General features: G+C 64.0%; 18 protein-coding genes and 1 tRNA gene. 13 read left to right on the top strand and 6 right to left on the bottom strand.

The features are described 5' to 3' along the window. Nucleotides 1–24: 24 nt before the first annotated feature. Nucleotides 25–189: a hypothetical protein gene (locus tag K323_RS29800; protein WP_022885042.1), complete on the top strand. Its 165-nt coding sequence runs from the start codon at nucleotides 25–27 to the stop codon at nucleotides 187–189. A 28-nt stretch (nucleotides 190–217) separates the two neighbouring features. Here the strand turns inward: K323_RS29800 and K323_RS25245 are convergent, their stop codons facing one another. Then, nucleotides 218–916, bottom strand: coding sequence for a DUF1345 domain-containing protein (locus K323_RS25245; RefSeq protein WP_022885041.1), 699 nt, complete (start codon nucleotides 914–916; stop codon nucleotides 218–220). A 79-nt stretch (nucleotides 917–995) separates the two neighbouring features. Between K323_RS25245 and K323_RS30425 the strand changes: the two genes are divergently transcribed. After that, the gene (locus tag K323_RS30425; RefSeq protein WP_342663002.1) at nucleotides 996–1,298 is read left to right on the top strand and encodes a hypothetical protein; all 303 of its coding nucleotides are present in this window, start codon (nucleotides 996–998) and stop codon (nucleotides 1,296–1,298) included. Here K323_RS30425 and K323_RS0109430 read toward each other — a convergent pair. Next, nucleotides 1,230–1,907, bottom strand: coding sequence for an esterase/lipase family protein (locus K323_RS0109430; protein WP_022885040.1), 678 nt, complete (start codon nucleotides 1,905–1,907; stop codon nucleotides 1,230–1,232). The genes K323_RS30425 and K323_RS0109430 overlap by 69 nt on opposite strands. After that, nucleotides 1,901–2,701: an alpha/beta fold hydrolase gene (locus tag K323_RS25240; protein ID WP_022885039.1), complete on the bottom strand. Its 801-nt coding sequence runs from the start codon at nucleotides 2,699–2,701 to the stop codon at nucleotides 1,901–1,903. Before K323_RS25240 ends, K323_RS0109430 begins: the two co-directional genes overlap by 7 nt. Nucleotides 2,702–2,802: 101 nt before the next feature. Here K323_RS25240 and K323_RS0109420 point away from each other — a divergent pair, with 101 nt between their 5' ends. Beyond that, complete coding sequence (locus tag K323_RS0109420; protein WP_022885038.1) at nucleotides 2,803–3,753, top strand: DnaJ domain-containing protein; 951 nt, start codon at nucleotides 2,803–2,805, stop codon at nucleotides 3,751–3,753. Between the two features lie 272 nt (nucleotides 3,754–4,025). On the opposite strand, the gene K323_RS0109415 is transcribed toward K323_RS0109420, so the two are convergent. Next, on the bottom strand, nucleotides 4,026–4,904 hold the full coding sequence (locus tag K323_RS0109415) for an HAD family hydrolase (RefSeq protein ID WP_022885037.1): 879 nt from the start codon (nucleotides 4,902–4,904) through the stop codon (nucleotides 4,026–4,028). A gap of 49 nt (nucleotides 4,905–4,953) precedes the next feature. Between K323_RS0109415 and K323_RS0109410 the strand changes: the two genes are divergently transcribed. The 7 genes from K323_RS0109410 to K323_RS0109380 all read left to right on the top strand — a co-directional run bounded on the left by K323_RS0109410 (nucleotide 4,954) and on the right by K323_RS0109380 (nucleotide 9,779). Next, on the top strand, nucleotides 4,954–5,325 hold the full coding sequence (locus K323_RS0109410) for a hypothetical protein (protein ID WP_026851473.1): 372 nt from the start codon (nucleotides 4,954–4,956) through the stop codon (nucleotides 5,323–5,325). Between the two features lie 58 nt (nucleotides 5,326–5,383). Further along, nucleotides 5,384–5,866, top strand: a complete 483-nt coding sequence (locus K323_RS0109405) for a 2'-5' RNA ligase family protein (protein ID WP_022885035.1) — start codon at nucleotides 5,384–5,386, stop codon at nucleotides 5,864–5,866. 3 nt (nucleotides 5,867–5,869) lie between these two features. Further along, a complete protein-coding gene (locus K323_RS0109400; RefSeq protein WP_022885034.1) occupies nucleotides 5,870–6,280 on the top strand; it encodes a GNAT family acetyltransferase in 411 nt (136 codons plus the stop codon). A 116-nt stretch (nucleotides 6,281–6,396) separates the two neighbouring features. Beyond that, the gene (locus K323_RS0109395) at nucleotides 6,397–7,032 is read left to right on the top strand and encodes a DNA alkylation repair protein (RefSeq protein ID WP_022885033.1); all 636 of its coding nucleotides are present in this window, start codon (nucleotides 6,397–6,399) and stop codon (nucleotides 7,030–7,032) included. Nucleotides 7,033–7,075: 43 nt separating this feature from the next. Then, nucleotides 7,076–7,813: an acetolactate decarboxylase gene (budA, locus tag K323_RS0109390; protein ID WP_169515639.1), complete on the top strand. Its 738-nt coding sequence runs from the start codon at nucleotides 7,076–7,078 to the stop codon at nucleotides 7,811–7,813. Between the two features lie 120 nt (nucleotides 7,814–7,933). Next, nucleotides 7,934–8,593 carry a hypothetical protein gene (locus K323_RS0109385; RefSeq protein WP_022885031.1) on the top strand — a complete coding sequence of 220 codons (660 nt, stop codon included), beginning with the start codon at nucleotides 7,934–7,936 and terminating at the stop codon, nucleotides 8,591–8,593. 247 nt (nucleotides 8,594–8,840) lie between these two features. Then, complete coding sequence (locus tag K323_RS0109380; protein ID WP_022885030.1) at nucleotides 8,841–9,779, top strand: PLP-dependent cysteine synthase family protein; 939 nt, start codon at nucleotides 8,841–8,843, stop codon at nucleotides 9,777–9,779. 98 nt (nucleotides 9,780–9,877) lie between these two features. Here K323_RS0109380 and K323_RS0109375 read toward each other — a convergent pair. Continuing rightward, nucleotides 9,878–9,962 (bottom strand) — tRNA-Leu (locus tag K323_RS0109375). A 112-nt stretch (nucleotides 9,963–10,074) separates the two neighbouring features. Between K323_RS0109375 and K323_RS0109370 the strand changes: the two genes are divergently transcribed. The 3 genes from K323_RS0109370 to mshC are packed head-to-tail and all read left to right on the top strand — an operon-like array spanning nucleotide 10,075 to nucleotide 13,611. After that, complete coding sequence (locus K323_RS0109370; RefSeq protein ID WP_022885029.1) at nucleotides 10,075–11,400, top strand: M20/M25/M40 family metallo-hydrolase; 1,326 nt, start codon at nucleotides 10,075–10,077, stop codon at nucleotides 11,398–11,400. A gap of 49 nt (nucleotides 11,401–11,449) precedes the next feature. Next, nucleotides 11,450–12,304, top strand: coding sequence for an undecaprenyl-diphosphate phosphatase (locus K323_RS0109365; protein ID WP_022885028.1), 855 nt, complete (start codon nucleotides 11,450–11,452; stop codon nucleotides 12,302–12,304). Nucleotides 12,305–12,345: 41 nt separating this feature from the next. Then, nucleotides 12,346–13,611, top strand: coding sequence for a cysteine--1-D-myo-inosityl 2-amino-2-deoxy-alpha-D-glucopyranoside ligase (gene mshC / locus K323_RS0109360; protein ID WP_022885027.1), 1,266 nt, complete (start codon nucleotides 12,346–12,348; stop codon nucleotides 13,609–13,611). Nucleotides 13,612–13,622: 11 nt separating this feature from the next. Here the strand turns inward: mshC and K323_RS0109355 are convergent, their stop codons facing one another. Continuing rightward, on the bottom strand, nucleotides 13,623–14,585 hold the full coding sequence (locus K323_RS0109355) for a proteasome assembly chaperone family protein (protein WP_022885026.1): 963 nt from the start codon (nucleotides 14,583–14,585) through the stop codon (nucleotides 13,623–13,625). Nucleotides 14,586–14,602 lie beyond the last annotated feature (17 nt).

Genomic DNA, 14,602 nt, shown 5'->3' with positions numbered 1-14,602 from the left:
GCTGCACTTCGAAAGGACCACCACATGCCCGTCGTTGCCTTCATCGTCGCGTTGGCCATCTTTGTTTTCGGGTTCTGGCTCTTCGGGCTCGCCTTCGCGGTCACCGCGTGGCAGTTGCCGATCTTCTTCGGAGGCATCGTCTGTGTTTCGCTGGCCGTCGCCATCCCTGTGCAGATTCTTCGGGACTGACATTCGCCCTAGCACGCGGCATCGCGGCTCAGGCCGGAAGCCCCGCGATCAGATTGATCAGCATCGCCAGGATGACCGCTCCGTAGATATACGACAGCAGTGCGTGCCGGAGCGCCGTCGCACGGATCGATTGCGTTTCGAGGTTCGTATCTGAGACCTGGAACGTCATTCCGATGGTGAAGGCGAGATAGGCGAAGTCCGTGTAGCGAGGCGGCTCATCCTGGTTGAAGCTGATCCCGCCCTCGCCGTTGCCATAGAACTGAGACGCGTAGCGCAGGGTGAAAAGCGTGTGGATCAGACCCCACGAGAGTGCAACGCTGGCAACAGCGAGTACCGCGACGAAGGCGCTGTGCCTCCCCGACGCGCCCTGGCTGGTGACGACCAGGTACACGATCGCGCCGAGGCTGCCGACACTCGCCAACAGCACCAGCAGGTCGGTCATACCGCGGGAGGGATCTTCACGCGTGGCGTGGCTCGACGTGGTCGCGGCATCCATTCGACCGATCATGAGCCAGACCCACACGATATAGGTGACGGATGCGGCGCCCCAACCTGCAATCACCGCGAACGCCCATCCGCCCTGCAAGCCGGTGACGGCGGTGGTCAGCACGCCGATTCCGAGCATCACCGCGAGACGGTAGCTGGAGCGATGAATAGTCGGCCATTGTCGGGTGTTGCCCGGTCCTGATTTGCCCGGTTCTGATTTGCCCGGTCCTAAATTGGTCACAGGCTGATCGTCGCACAGTCTGAGAGGGAAGCGGCGAAGGCCGAGGGTAGCCTAAAACCAGTTTCGAGTGGGGAGTGCCATGCCACGGCTTCGGCGAAGCGACACAACTGTTCCCGGCATCACCCGAGTGCGCTCCGGTCGGGGATTCAGCTACCGGAGTACCGACGGCCGCACGATCGACGACGTCTCCCTGCGCGCTCGGTTGAAGGCCCTGTCTGTCCCTCCGGCCTGGACGGATGTCTGGATCGCACCGTTCCCAAACGGGCATATCCAGGCGACCGGCCACGTCACGTACCGAGGGTTGCACCGGCCGTCATGCACCGACAGCGGCGACAACCTCGTCCAGCAGCACCCGGTCGGCCATGATCCGGAAGTGACCTGACACCGGCAGCGAGACGTTCGTTGCACCAGGAAGCTCGGAACCGCCGGGGATATGCGGGTCGAAGGAGCCGAAAAGAGAGATGATCCGTGCATTCACGAACTCCTCTTCCACGAGCAGACGGATGACGGGATCTGCCGGTCGGAATGACCGAAGGCTGGGAAGGACCGTGAACCGTGCGAGGGAGGTCCCTGCGAACGGGGTCGCGATCGCCACCGTACGCGCGATGCGTGCGCCAGCCTCCGGTGACATCATGACGAACTTGCCGATCAAACCACCCTTGCTGTGTGCCACGATCATCACGCCGAAGAGGTCGTGAGTGATCAGATAGTCGGAGACGATGGCTGCTGCGGCAGGTACGGTCGCACGGTTGTGCCCGAGGTCGGTGACGACGTGGATCGGATGCCCCAGGGCGTGCAGCCGCTCCGCCACCGGTTTCATGAATTCCCAGGTCTCGTAGATGCCAGGCAGCAGCAGCACGGGCGGCAAGCCTGCGGTACCGGATCGATAGGGGGCAGGGTCGGCTGGAGCCAGCCATGCGCGCACCTGACGGGTACCGACGTAGACGTAGTCCAGCATCCAGAACCAGGCCTTGGCGAACGGATTCACCACTCCGGCCCCCGTGCGCGGTCGGATCGGGCTTCGGCCGCATGGGAGGCGATGGCGTCAGCGACCAGGTCGCAGGCGTCGAAGTGGACGACATGGGAGGAACCGGGCACCTCAAGGGCCCGACCGTGTGGAGCGAGCTGCGCAAGGTGGCGAACCCAGTCGCTCGGTGCAACTGGGTCGTCCGCGCCACGAATGACCAGTGTTGCGGGCAGGACCCTGAGGAGCCGTTCCTCGATCCTGTACTCGAGCATCGCCGGCAGCTGGGCGAGGTACCAGCGCGGGCCGCAGCGCAGATAGTCGGAAGCCACGATCCAGTTCGCCCGCGGCGGCTCAGCGAGCACATCCCGGAGCAGGCGCAACGCCTGGCCGAAGGCTGTCGGTGCAGAGGGATCGACGACTGGTCCGACAAGCACGACCGACACGACCTGCTCCGGTGCCCTGACCGCAAATTCGGTAGCCACCTGGGCACCCATGGAGTGGCCGACGATGACTCGGTTAGGAATATTCCAGGCGTCGCACATTCCGATCACAAGGCGAGCGAAGGCTTCGATGCCGAGCGGATGCTCCGGCTCCGGAGAGGCGCCGAAACCGGGGAGTTCCACCAGGTGGACGATCCCATACTTCCGGAGTCGGCCCGCGAGCGGTTCGTAATACCGTGATGACGCCCCGATGCCGTGCACCAGCACAAACGACAGCGGCTGGTCGTCGTCTCGATTACTCCATTCGGCAGCGCCATACGTTCGAACGACCATGGCGAGGTCGCCTTGTTCGAAGCGGCGGAGCGTGAACGCGTTCATCTTTTGGAGCCTATTGGCGGTTCCCGTGGCGCGCATTCAGAATCGCCCGGTATCTTGGGATGCTGTACTCCCGTTGTCCACGCTGAGAGAGACCGCCCAGGATGCCCGATAGCCCCGCCGCGGCCACGCCGTATGAGGTGCTCGGTGTCAGCGCAACTGCTACGGATGACGAGCTTCGTCGTGCCTATCGCCGGTTGCTCAGGCAGACGCATCCCGATGTCGGCGGGAGTCCCGCCAGATTCCACGCCGTGCAGGTCGCGTGGGAAAGGATCGGAACACCAACGGGCCGTGCGTCGTACGACGGACAGCGTTTCCGGAATGCAGAGCCGCACGACGACCAGGACTTCGGTTCCGCCCGCTCGGCGGGAACCTCGGGGTCGGCTTCTTCGCGTCCGTCGAGGTCTACCCCACGGGCCAGGATGCACGGGCATCCGGGCGGCCAGGCGAGACTCCGCTACCTCTCGCTGATGCGCGAATGGGCGGGCCGAGGGGCAACGGTCGACGATCCATATGCACCGGAACTCGTTCGCTCTGCTCCTCGTGAGATCCGCCATAGCCTGGCGAAAGCAGTTGCGGAAGAGTCGACTGCCCAGCTGGTCTCACGGCTCGGAATCGGATTCACCGCCTGGCACGACGTTGCGGCGGGGGACCGCGGCGAGAAGCTCGACCATGTCGTGCTTGGCCCAGCCGGTCTTTTCGCTGTCCTGTCAGAGGACTGGGGCGCGGCGGTGGAGCTTCGTCGCGGTGAACTGACGGGGGAGTCGCTTGATGACGCGACCCCGATTCGCGGACTTCAGCACGCCGCACGGGCGTTCACCCGTGCGTTGCGCGTTCGTTTCACCGCGCTTGTCATCGTCGTCCCCGACGATGCATTGGGCGAACCGATCCTGATCAGGGGGCGGGGGCGCCATCCAACGGTGGTGACAGTTCCGAGGGCACGCCTGGTTGGGCTGTTGCGCGAGGGTCTTCCCGGCATGGAACGCGGAGCATTCGAGAAAGTCTTCGAGCTGCGCAGCCGCCTGCAGAACGGCATCCGCTTCGTCGCTGCCTGATTATGCGGGGTAGATCGACCGTCCCCGATGCAGTCGGTCGGTGGGTGCCCCCAGGTGATGACATGTTCGGAAGCGCCTCGAGGTTTAGAAGAGTGGCTCCTCTGGTAGCTCTTTCTTCGGCCGGGTCGATACCACAACTGACCAGCACCTGTGGACAATGCAATAAAGCCGTGCCTGTGGGGGGAGACCGAAAGCCAGGACCGGGTTTTATGAGCCTGCTGCAATCAGGACAGGGTCCGACCAATCGACCGCATGCGAGCGGCCGAGACCGGTTAAGAGCGTAATCCGAGCTTCTCCACCCAGTAGTCGAGAAAGCTCGCTCCCGCTTCGTCGTGGATCTCCTCGCCCATCACGATCACCGGGTACGGTCGCTCCAGCACACCGTCCGACGGGCGCACGTCAACGTGTGCCACGTCGTATCCGGCCGCATGCAGGTGATCAGCCATCAGGTAGTCGCTGCGCGAATCTCCGACGGAACGCCACACGGTCGGAAGCGGTCCGGACTCGGCGAAGAAGGCCAGGGCTCGCTCGGCACCATGGTCCTTGTCCAGGGTGACCGACTCGATGTCCGTCGAGATGATCGTCGGATCGAGTCGGAACGGGATTCTCCCGTCTGTGTCTGGCACCTTCCGGTCGCCGTGCCGAACCCCCAGCCCGTGCTTCACCATGACTGCGAACGCGGCGTCGTTGAAGGCCGGCTGCGCGGCCGCGTACGACGCATGGTCGACATCCGTTCGCTGCTCGACGGAGATCATCGCCTGCTTGCTCTCGTCGAAGAACATCGTGTCGGCGAAATTCTCGGCGACCAGGGTGCGAATGTCGTCGACGAGCTCCGTCGGAAGGGCCACCGAATCATCGACGACCACGTCACCCATGCCGGCTTGCGTGATCGGGAACCACACGGCACCCTTCTCACACACACCGTAGAGGCGCCCGCCCGACGGCAGGCCGGCTTTCAGCAGCGCCGCGACAACTTCATCCCGGATGAAAGCCGCGCTCCGTCCAGTGATGAACGCGATGGGAACTCCAGCTGCAGCCAGCAACACGAGATCGCTCACGATGCTCGGCGTGGCAATCGTGCGGGTCACCGGGCTCGCGATCGGCCCATCGACGTCGAGAAGCAGGCCGAGTGGAGAAGTCGAAGTAGGCATCCGTTCATTCTTTCACGCGTGCGATTTCTTCCGCGTATCGTTGTTCCGGATGATAACGAGACGAGAAGCCGCGCTTCGCCTGGACATTCCGCTTGAAATGGCCCAGCGCCACAGTATTCCGTCCCGGCTCAGCGAAGAGGATCTGGCCGAGATCGAGTCGAACCCGCCTGAATGGCTGGTGCAGTCGCGTGCGAACCGCACAGGGAAGAAGCCCGTCTGGGTTCAGCTGACATGCTCCATCTGCGGGTTCACCGAGGCTGCGCGCCCGAAGAAGTGGTGGCCGCCCTTCACCTACCTGAGCTGTAATCACCATGGATACGACGAACTGCCAGAACCCGTTGAGGGTCTCGTCAGGAAAGAACTGGACGGCATCGGCAGCCGGTTCATCGGCATCGTGGACGCCCCGCCTTCCGCCGGTTGAACCTGGGCTGCCAGCGGTCGATCCGGACGTCCTGCAGCGATCACCGTAAAATCGACGGATGCCGCGACTGGTCGTTGTCCTCCCGCTGGAACCGCTCCGTACCGGAGACAGCTTCGCGGTGCCTGACTGGCCGCTGCACGTCACCGTCGTGCCGCCATTCAAGACGGATTTCACGCCGGTCGACGTCGCCGCCGCCATCACGAGCGCCGCGTCGTCACTGACTGCCCTGACGGCGATTGCCGGTGAAGACGAGATGTTCGGGCGGGGAGATGATGTGCCGGTGACCGTCGTCACTGCGAACGAGGAGTTGTCTGGACTCCACCGGAGGCTCGTCGACGCCCTTCGACCACTCGCGGCGTCGCCGGAGGAGCCGACTTTCACCGGCCGCGGATTCAGGGCGCACGTCACGATGAAGCAGAATCGCCGCGTGCACGAGGGCGACACCCTGCTGCTGCGCCAGATCGCGCTTGTCGACATGGCGCCGCGTTCGGACTCCGCCGGGCGCTCGGTGCTCGCCACCTTCGCTTTGGGGCAAGCTTGAGGCATGCAGATCCGCGACCTGACCTCTGAAGACAGCAACGCGGCCGCTGTGCTCTGGCACCAGTCGGGGCTGACCAGGCCCTGGAACTCTGCCAAAGACGACCTGCAGCGTGCTCTTGACGGCGAGACGTCGACGGTGCTCGGTGCCTTCCATGAGGAGCAACTTTTGGCCACAGCCATGGTCGGCCACGACGGCCATCGCGGCTGGGTGTACTACCTCGCAGTTGATAAGGGTCAGCGCGGAACCGGTTTGGGGCGACGGATGATGGCTGCCGCCGAAGGCTGGCTGCGCGAAAACGGCGCGGTGAAGGTGCAGCTCATGGTTCGCTCCGGCAACGCGGCTGCGTTCGGCTTCTACAACCACCTCGGTTACGAGGATGCCGACGTGTCCGTGCGCTCGAAATGGTTGACGTGAAATGGTTGACGGGCTGAAGACCACAGCTCACGGTTCACCGCTGAATCTGCGGACGCTCCGTCCTTGCGACATTTCCGTTCAGATCGAATCTCAGTGACGTGCAAGAAAATGAACAGGTGAGCGACGCCAGCGATTTTGTGGATGCCGCCCTGCAGCGTGAAGGCACGTGGGAACGTGCTACGGCTGACAAGGCGAGACTTGCGAGCGATCTGCGATTCTACGGAGCTTCCGTCGGAGCTGTGCGCGGAACCATTCGTGACGTGTCGCGTCGTTACCCCGGTTTGTCGCACGATGAGGTCACGGCACTCAGTTCCGAGCTCTGGTCACGTCCCGTGTTCGAACGCCGGCTGGCTGCTGTTGTCCTCCTGCAATCGAATCTCCAGCTTCTGGAGGTCACAGACCTCACCCGAATCGAAGGATTTGCGCGAACCGGGGGCATTCGTGCGCTTGTTGATCCACTCGCGATCGATGTCATCGGCCCCGTGCTTGAACTGCTCGACAGCGTCAGCCAGGTGCGTGCCAACGTCATACTCGATCGTTGGGCTATGAGCGACGACGCCTGGCTCCGCCGTGCAGCCCTGCTTTCCCCTCTGCGCGCCCTCCGGGCAGGCGACGGTGCCTGGGCGGCCTTCGCTCGGCGCGCCAAGATGACACTGGAAAAACCGCCAGAGGACGAACCAGACGTCGCTCTCTCGGCGATCCGATTCATGACGGGGGAGTTGGCGAACACACGGCCAGAGCTTCATCTGTGATCCTGCGGTACGGAACGCGGGGCCGATGCCCTATGGTCATCCTGTGAACCTCACCCCCTCCTCGTCGAAGTCCGTGCACCAGTTCTCTCTGATCGACGCTCTGCTCGTCGGGCTGTATGACGGAGCCTTTCCCGTGCGGCAAGTCGCGTCTGCCGGCGGATTCGGGGTTGGCTGCGCCGAATCGCTCGATGGTGAGCTGATTGTGGTCGATGGCGGTTTCCACCTCTGCAGGGGAGACGGAACCGTGACTCGCCTGGCACCAACCGACCTGTTGCCGTTCGCCGAAGTGGTGCATTTCAATCCCACGTTCAGCCAGGAGCTCGACGGCCCACTCAATCGTGGTGGCATCGAGGCAGCGATCGAGACGATAGTGCCAAGCGAGAACTACTTCTATGGCATCCGGATCGACGGCACTTTCGACTCGGTGAACGTGCGAGAGGCAACTCGGCAGTCGAAGCCCTATCGCCCACTGTCAGAAGCCGTGAAGTCACAGCATGAGAACGTGATCTCGGACACCCGGGGCACGCTGCTCGGGTTCAAAGCACCGGAATTCTTCCAGGGCATCACCGTGGCCGGTTATCACCTGCACTTCATCGACGATGACAGGGAGACGGGCGGACACAGTCTTGATTACGTGCTTCGCGACGGCACGCTTCAGATCGAGGCGTTCGCCGGGTTCAACGTTCGGATGCCGAACGGGGAGGAATACCGGCGTGCTGATTTGGACGAATCTGACGTGGACGAAGCTGTCCGCGGCGCAGAACAGGCATCGCAACAGTGACCGATGGCACCAGTGACCATGGCCTCTCACCCCTGCACTGGGTCTGTCGTGCGACCTCGGACCATGCGGTACTGATAGCCGACACAAGGGGACACGATTAAACGCACACTTCTATCCGTGATGGCCGGCACGACTCTCCTCGCTACGGCGCTCATCGTTGGCACCGGAACGACATATGTCTCTGCTGAGGAACTCGCCAGCGGTCCCGTCGCTGCCATAGAAGTGCCGCCGGGTCTGACCACGGAGAACTTGTCGTCTGGCACGCCCGGCTCGATGTCGGTGTCCGGGTGTGCTGAAGGTGGCGCTGTGACGGTCAGCTACACCATGCAGTACGCACTCACTGTCGGCGGGCCTCCAACTGAAGTCATTCCGATATCGCTTGTACCAGATGTCCCTGTTCCAGAGGGCGGGTTGGTTGTGTTGCCGCTCGAGCCCATCGCTTCGTGGCTCGCTGAGTCCACACCGCCTCCCGGCTATCAAATCGAGATTCAAGCGCGATGCGAACCAAACGGAGTCTGGGCGACAGCGACGATCACCAGCGGGGACTCCCTCGGCGCCCCGCCCGTTACGGCAATTCCGGCACCGAGCCCCGCTGAACCCCCAGCGGTCGGGACGGCCGAAGAGGCCGACCCGTCGCCGTCCCCTGGCGCGGCCGAGTCGCTTGCGGAGACCGGCCCTGACCAGTCTGGACTCACCCGGTCAATTGCGGCAGGCGTCCTTCTCCTGCTCGTCGGCAGCGTGTTTCTCCTGGCCAGGAATCACTGCGCGCATAAGGCTTGAGGGTTCTGATCGAGAAACGTCTTCGCGAGAAAGGACTTGACGAGAAATGACCCGCCCGTGAAGCCGTCCGTGCAAGGTAGAGACCGCCGCGTCGAATACCGGCGGCGAATGGATACGTCTCCTGGCGATCTGTGGACTGCTCTGACTACCGAAGCGGGCGGATGTCGGCCCGCAGCCGTCGGCCGTACGTGCCGTTGTGTGCTCGCGGTCGCAGTGCGACAATGACCCTACCGGCAGGAGGTGTGTGGTGAGTTCATCGGGCGCCCTCGCGGGTATCGGCGACACACCGCTCGTCGAGCTCCGCACCGTGGTTCCCGCCAACGGTGCGCGGGTCTTCGCCAAGCTGGAGTGGGCAAATCCGACCGGAAGCATGAAGGACCGGATGGCGCGCGCCGCGATCGAGGGCGCTGTGCGTGACGGCTTGCTGAAGCCCGGTGGGACCGTCGTCGAGTACACGGCCGGCACGACAGGTATCTCGCTGGCGTTCGTGTGCGCGGTGCTGGGCTTCAACCTGCACATCGTGTTCTCCGACGCGTTCAGCCAGGAGAAGCGTCGCACCATGCTGGCCTTCGGCGCCACGGTCGAAGACATCCATAGTGACGGCGGCGCCATCACGGAGTCGCTGGTGAAGGCGATGATCGCGCGCGCCGCGGAAGCGTCGTCGGCCCCCGGAAACTGGTGGTGCGACCAGTTGAACAACCGTGACGCGATCACCGGCTACTTGCCCATGGGCGAGGAGATCTGGGAGCAGAGCCACGGACGGATCGACGCCTTCGTGCACGCCGTCGGTACCGCGCACTCCTTGCACGGGGTTGCTCGCGCGCTGCACTCGCACGATCCGTCGATCCGCATCTTCGCGGTGGAGCCCAGCGAATCGGCCGTGCTCTCGGGGGGACCGAGCGGACCCAACCGAATCGAGGGCATCGGGATCGGATTCGTTCCGCCGCTGTGGGAACCCGATGAGGTCGACGACGTCCTCACCGTGTCGGCGGACGAGGCGATGGACATGGCCCGCCGCCTCGCGCGGGAGGAAGGACTGTTTGCCGGCACCTCCTCCGGTGCGAACGTCGTTGCCGCCCTGCGCGTTGCCGAACGCCTCGGCCCCGACGCGCGCATCGTCACCATCATGTGTGACTCGGGCCTGCGGTACCTGTCGACCGAACTCTATCGAGCGGTCGGCGAGTGAAGAGCGAGAAATGCCCCGGCCGTGAAGGCCGGGGCATTTGCACTGTCTCAACCAGTACCCGCCGGCCGAAGCCGGAAGTCTGCAGTTGTCTCACTGTGTGTCCGAAGGGGGACTTGAACCCCCACGCCCTATACGGGCACTAGCACCTCAAGCTAGCGCGTCTGCCATTTCCGCCATCCGGACTGGATGTTTTTGGCCGCCGAAATACCTGCTGCCGAGGTAATAACTTAGCACGGATTCCCGCGCGTCCTCACCCGAGTGGCCGCTGCTCCAGATGCCCGGTAGCGTGAACCGCATGCCACTTCGCGACGAGCCAAGCGCAGCACCCGACGACCTTGACCTGACCGCCGAACTGGCGCGGGACCTCATCCGTTTTGACACCACGAACTACGGCGAAGGCCGATCCAACGGTGAAACGGATGCCGCAGAGTACGTGTCAGCACGGCTGACCGGTCTCGGACTCACTCCCACCATCTATGAGTCAGAACCCGGTCGCACCAGCGTGATCGCGCGCGTTCCGGGGCGCGACAGCAGTCGCGGCGCCCTCGTGGTGCACGGGCACCTCGATGTGGTCCCTGCTGACCCTGAGAACTGGAGCGTCGATCCGTTCGCCGGCACCATCAAGGACGGTCTTCTCTGGGGGCGCGGCGCCGTCGACATGAAGAACATGGACGCGATGATGCTCGCCGCCCTCGAGGACATCCTCGGTGCAGGCCAGGCACCCGCGCGCGATCTCGTCGTCGCGTTCTTCGCTGACGAGGAGGCCGGGGGAGTGCTCGGCTCGCACTACCTGGTCGACAACTACCCAGAGCTGTTCGACGGCGCGACAGAGGCCATCAGCGAGGTCGGCGGTTACTCCATCACCCTGGGCGATAAGCGCGCCTACCTGCTGCAGACGGGGGAGAAGGCGCTCATTTGGATCAAGCTGGTCGCCCGCGGCACCGCAGCCCACGGCTCGCGCCTCATCCGCGACAACGCCGTCACCAGGCTTGCAGAGGCCGTCGCCGTCCTGGGCCGCCGCGAGTGGCCGATCAGGCTCACCGACACCACCACGCAGCTTCTGGCCGAGGTCGCCCGCATTCTCGATGTCGACCCGCAGAAGGTCGGTCCAGACGAGCTCGCCCTGGCAACCGGAACGGCGTCCGGATTCATCCAGGCGAGCCTGCGAACAACGTCAAATCCGACCCTCTTGAAAGCCGGCTACAAGCACAACGTCATCCCCGACACGGCCGAAGCGCTCATCGATATCCGTTCGCTGCCCGGCGAAGAGGATGCCGTTCTCGCCGAAGTCGCCGACCTGGTCGGCCCCGATATCGAAATCGTGGTCATGCACCGCGATATCGGGCTGGAGACCGAGTTCGACGGCCCGCTGATCGACGCAATCGTCGGAACGCTCGGTCGGCACGACCCAGGCGCACCGGTGCTTCCGTATCTTCTGTCGGGAGGAACCGACAACAAGGCACTCAGCAAACTCGGTATCCGCGGCTACGGGTTCGCGCCGCTCAGGCTTCCCCCTGAGCTGGATTTTCCCGCAATGTTCCATGGCGTTGACGAACGGGTTCCGCTTGACGCATTAGTGTTTGGCAGGCGGGTCCTGACGGACCTGCTGTCGGATTACTAGTACTGCGTCGACCAGCGCAGGCTCAACCAGCACGGGAGCACACAGCAGCGTGGACCTTCTTAACGCCATCATCCTCGGCCTCGTCCAGGGCCTCACCGAATTCCTCCCGGTCTCCTCGAGCGCGCACATCAGCATCGTCGGACAGTTCCTCGGCACCGGAGACGACCCTGGCGCACGTTTCACCGCCATCACCCAGATCGGCACCGAACTCGCCGTCATCCTCTTCTTCTGGCGCGACATCACGCGCATCATCGGCCAGTGGGCGAAGTCACTGGCCGGCAAAGCGCCGCGGAACGACCCAGACGCCAGAATGGGCTGGCTCATCATCATCGGCACCCTGCCGATCGTCATCCTCGGCCTGCTGTTCCAGGACCAGATCGAGACAACTCTCCGCAACCTATGGATCACCGCGACAATGTTGATCGTCTTCGGCATCCTGCTCGGAATCGCAGACTACGTCGGAGAGAAGAAGCGCAGGCTCAAGAACCTCACATACGGGCACGGCGTGATTTTCGGGTTCGCACAGGCACTGGCCCTGATTCCCGGCGTCTCGCGCTCCGGTGGGTCGATCACCGCTGGGCTCTTCCTGGGGTACGAACGACGTGCCGCTGCCCGCTACGCCTTCCTCCTGGCCATCCCCGCGGTGCTTGGCAGTGGTTTCTACCAGGTGTACAAGTCGGTTGCCGACCCGTGCACAGCCGGAGCGACCAACTGCATTCCGGAGATCTTCGGACCGGTGGAGACCCTTGTTGCCACCGTCGTCGCCTTCCTGGTCGGCCTCGTCGTCATCGCATTCTTTATGAACTACATCTCCAAACGCAGCTTCCTGCCGTTCGTGATCTACCGCATCGCGCTGGGTGGAGTGCTGTTCGCCCTCCTCGGCACCAACGTCATCACCGCGTGACGCGGCGGCCGACAGGGCCCTGCACGGCATAAGGTGAAGACATGCGTGCCTGGAAACAACCCGTCGTCCCGTCTCTGCCGGGGCGCTCTGGTGCACCCCGCCTTTTTGACACGGCCACCGGCACCGAGATCACGACCACGCCGACGGATGCCGTGCGCCTGTACGTCTGCGGCATCACCCCGTACGATGCGACCCACCTCGGACACGCGTCGACATACCTCGCGTACGACACCCTGCTGCGGGCCTGGCGTGATGCCGGCTTCAGCGTGCACTACGCGCAGAACATCACCGACATCGACGACCCGCTGCTCGAGCGTGCGAGTGCGACCGGCGTCGACTGGCAGGAACTCGCCGAGAGCCAGATCGAGCTTTTCCGAACCGACATGGAGACGCTCTCGATCATCCCGCCGTACCATTTTGTCGCCGTCACTGAGGTCATCGACGACATCGCAGAGGCTGTCTGCACACTCTTCGACGCTGGCGTCGCCTACCGGGTATCGACCGATGATTCCCTGCCGGCACCGGACGGCACACCAGCCTCAGACGTTTACTTCGATATCGCTGCTGCGGAACGAGTCTCGCCATGGCGACTCGGCGACGAGAGCAACCTCGACCGCCCCACCATGCTCGAACTGTTCGCCGAACGCGGCGGAGACCCAGAGCGGGAGGGCAAGCGCGATGCTCTCGACCCGCTTCTCTGGCGGGCGGCCAGAGCCGGTGAACCGTCGTGGCCGTCCCGTGTGGGTCCAGGTCGCCCCGGCTGGCACATCGAGTGTTCTGTCATCGCCCTCCAGGAGCTTGGAGCGGACTTCACCGTGCAGGGCGGAGGCTGCGACCTGATCTTCCCTCATCACGAAATGAGCGCCGGCCACGCTGCCGCCCTCTCCGGGCGCCCGCTGGCCGGTGTGTTCAGTCACGCCGGGATGGTCGGCTACAAGGGCGAGAAGATGAGCAAGTCAGTGGGAAACCTGGTACTGGTCTCGGCGCTCACCGCCGACGGTGCAGACCCGCGTGCGATCCGGCTTGCGTTGCTTTCCCATCACTACCGCTCCGCCTGGGAGTGGACCGAGTCGCACCTGAGCGACGCATCTGCCCGGCTCGCGACGTGGTCTGCGGCCTTCAGCGCGTCTGCACCCGCCGGACCAGGCGACACCACGGCCGTACTCCAGGAGGTGCGCGAAGCAATAGCAAACGACCTCGACACCCCCAGCGCGTTGGCGTTGGTTGACGCCGCAGCCCAGACCGGTGTCACCGACCCCGCACTCTTTCGGAGCGCTGTCGACGCACTTCTCGGTATCGAACTCTAAGCGGGCGGCCTCTAAGCGGGCGGCCTGGGGCCTTCCGGCCCAGGGCGACCATCGGCCCAGCCGTCTCGTCCGCCCGGACCGTCTTTGCCGTCGCCGCGTTTGCGGAGATACTTCTCGAACTCCTGGGCGATGGCCTCACCGCTGGCCTCTGGGGAATCCACCGTGTCCCTGGCCTGTTCCAGCTGGGCGATGTACGCGGCCATCTCCTCGTCCTCGCTTGCAAGGGCGTCGATTCCGGTCTCCCACTCCGCCGCTTCAGCGACGAGATCGCCGCGCGGGATCACGACGTCAACGATCTCCTCGATCTTGTCAATCAGTGCAAGCATCGCTTTCGGCGACGGCGCGTTGTGCACGTAGTGCGGCACGGATGCCCAGATTGCCAGGGTCGGGATTCCGACTGTCTCTGCGGCATCCGCCAACACGCTCAGGATGCCGACTGGACCCTCGTAGTTGCTGCGCTCGATCTCGAGTTCGGTGCGAACTTGCGGGTTGTCACTCGTGACGAAGATCGAGATCGGACGCGTGTGAGGCACATCGGCGAGCATGGCCCCGAGGAAGACGACACCGCCGACGTCGGCGGCCAGCGCCGCATCGAGGATCTCGGCGGCGAAACTCTTCCAGCTGCGCGACGGCTCGGTGCCCAGGAGCAAGTAGATGTTGCCCGCATTGTTGCCGCTTACCTGAAGGTCGGCGTCGTCGGCGAGCGGCATCCCGGCGACACCGGGATCGAGCGGGCCGTACAGCGTGGCGCCTGGCCAGGTCAGATTGGTGCGGCCGTCTTCATCAGTTGATGTCGTCGGTCGGTTGAACTGGTAGTCGAAGTACAACTCAGGATCGACACTGGCGATCTCTGAAACGTCGAGGAGTTCCTTCAGGGTGCGAACCGCTCCACTCGCTGCCTCACCTGCGTCGTTCCACCCCTCGAAGGCAACGACCAGGAGTCGTCCGTTCAGGAATCCATTTCCGTCAGTCACTACCTGAAACCTCAATC

This window comes from Glaciibacter superstes DSM 21135 (genome assembly GCF_000421145.1).
Taxonomy (GTDB): Bacteria; Actinomycetota; Actinomycetes; order Actinomycetales; family Microbacteriaceae; genus Cryobacterium; species Cryobacterium superstes.
The sequence above is the reverse complement of the archived record's forward strand: the minus strand, read 5'-3'. Positions and strand labels throughout refer to the sequence as shown.

What these genes read in the sequence shown, in the direction of transcription:
- K323_RS0109405 (WP_022885035.1), top strand. Translation starts at nt 5,384, where the DNA reads ATGCCGCGACTGGTCGTTGTCCTCCCGCTGGAACCGCTCCGTACCGGA.
- K323_RS29800 (WP_022885042.1), top strand. Translation starts at nt 25, where the DNA reads ATGCCCGTCGTTGCCTTCATCGTCGCGTTGGCCATCTTTGTTTTCGGG.
- K323_RS0109385 (WP_022885031.1), top strand. Translation starts at nt 7,934, where the DNA reads ATGGCCGGCACGACTCTCCTCGCTACGGCGCTCATCGTTGGCACCGGA.
- K323_RS25240 (WP_022885039.1), bottom strand. Translation starts at nt 2,701, where the DNA reads ATGAACGCGTTCACGCTCCGCCGCTTCGAACAAGGCGACCTCGCCATG.
- K323_RS30425 (WP_342663002.1), top strand. Translation starts at nt 996, where the DNA reads ATGCCACGGCTTCGGCGAAGCGACACAACTGTTCCCGGCATCACCCGA.
- K323_RS0109415 (WP_022885037.1), bottom strand. Translation starts at nt 4,904, where the DNA reads ATGCCTACTTCGACTTCTCCACTCGGCCTGCTTCTCGACGTCGATGGG.
- mshC (WP_022885027.1), top strand. Translation starts at nt 12,346, where the DNA reads ATGCGTGCCTGGAAACAACCCGTCGTCCCGTCTCTGCCGGGGCGCTCT.
- K323_RS0109370 (WP_022885029.1), top strand. Translation starts at nt 10,075, where the DNA reads ATGCCACTTCGCGACGAGCCAAGCGCAGCACCCGACGACCTTGACCTG.
- K323_RS0109400 (WP_022885034.1), top strand. Translation starts at nt 5,870, where the DNA reads ATGCAGATCCGCGACCTGACCTCTGAAGACAGCAACGCGGCCGCTGTG.
- K323_RS0109420 (WP_022885038.1), top strand. Translation starts at nt 2,803, where the DNA reads ATGCCCGATAGCCCCGCCGCGGCCACGCCGTATGAGGTGCTCGGTGTC.
- K323_RS0109410 (WP_026851473.1), top strand. Translation starts at nt 4,954, where the DNA reads ATGATAACGAGACGAGAAGCCGCGCTTCGCCTGGACATTCCGCTTGAA.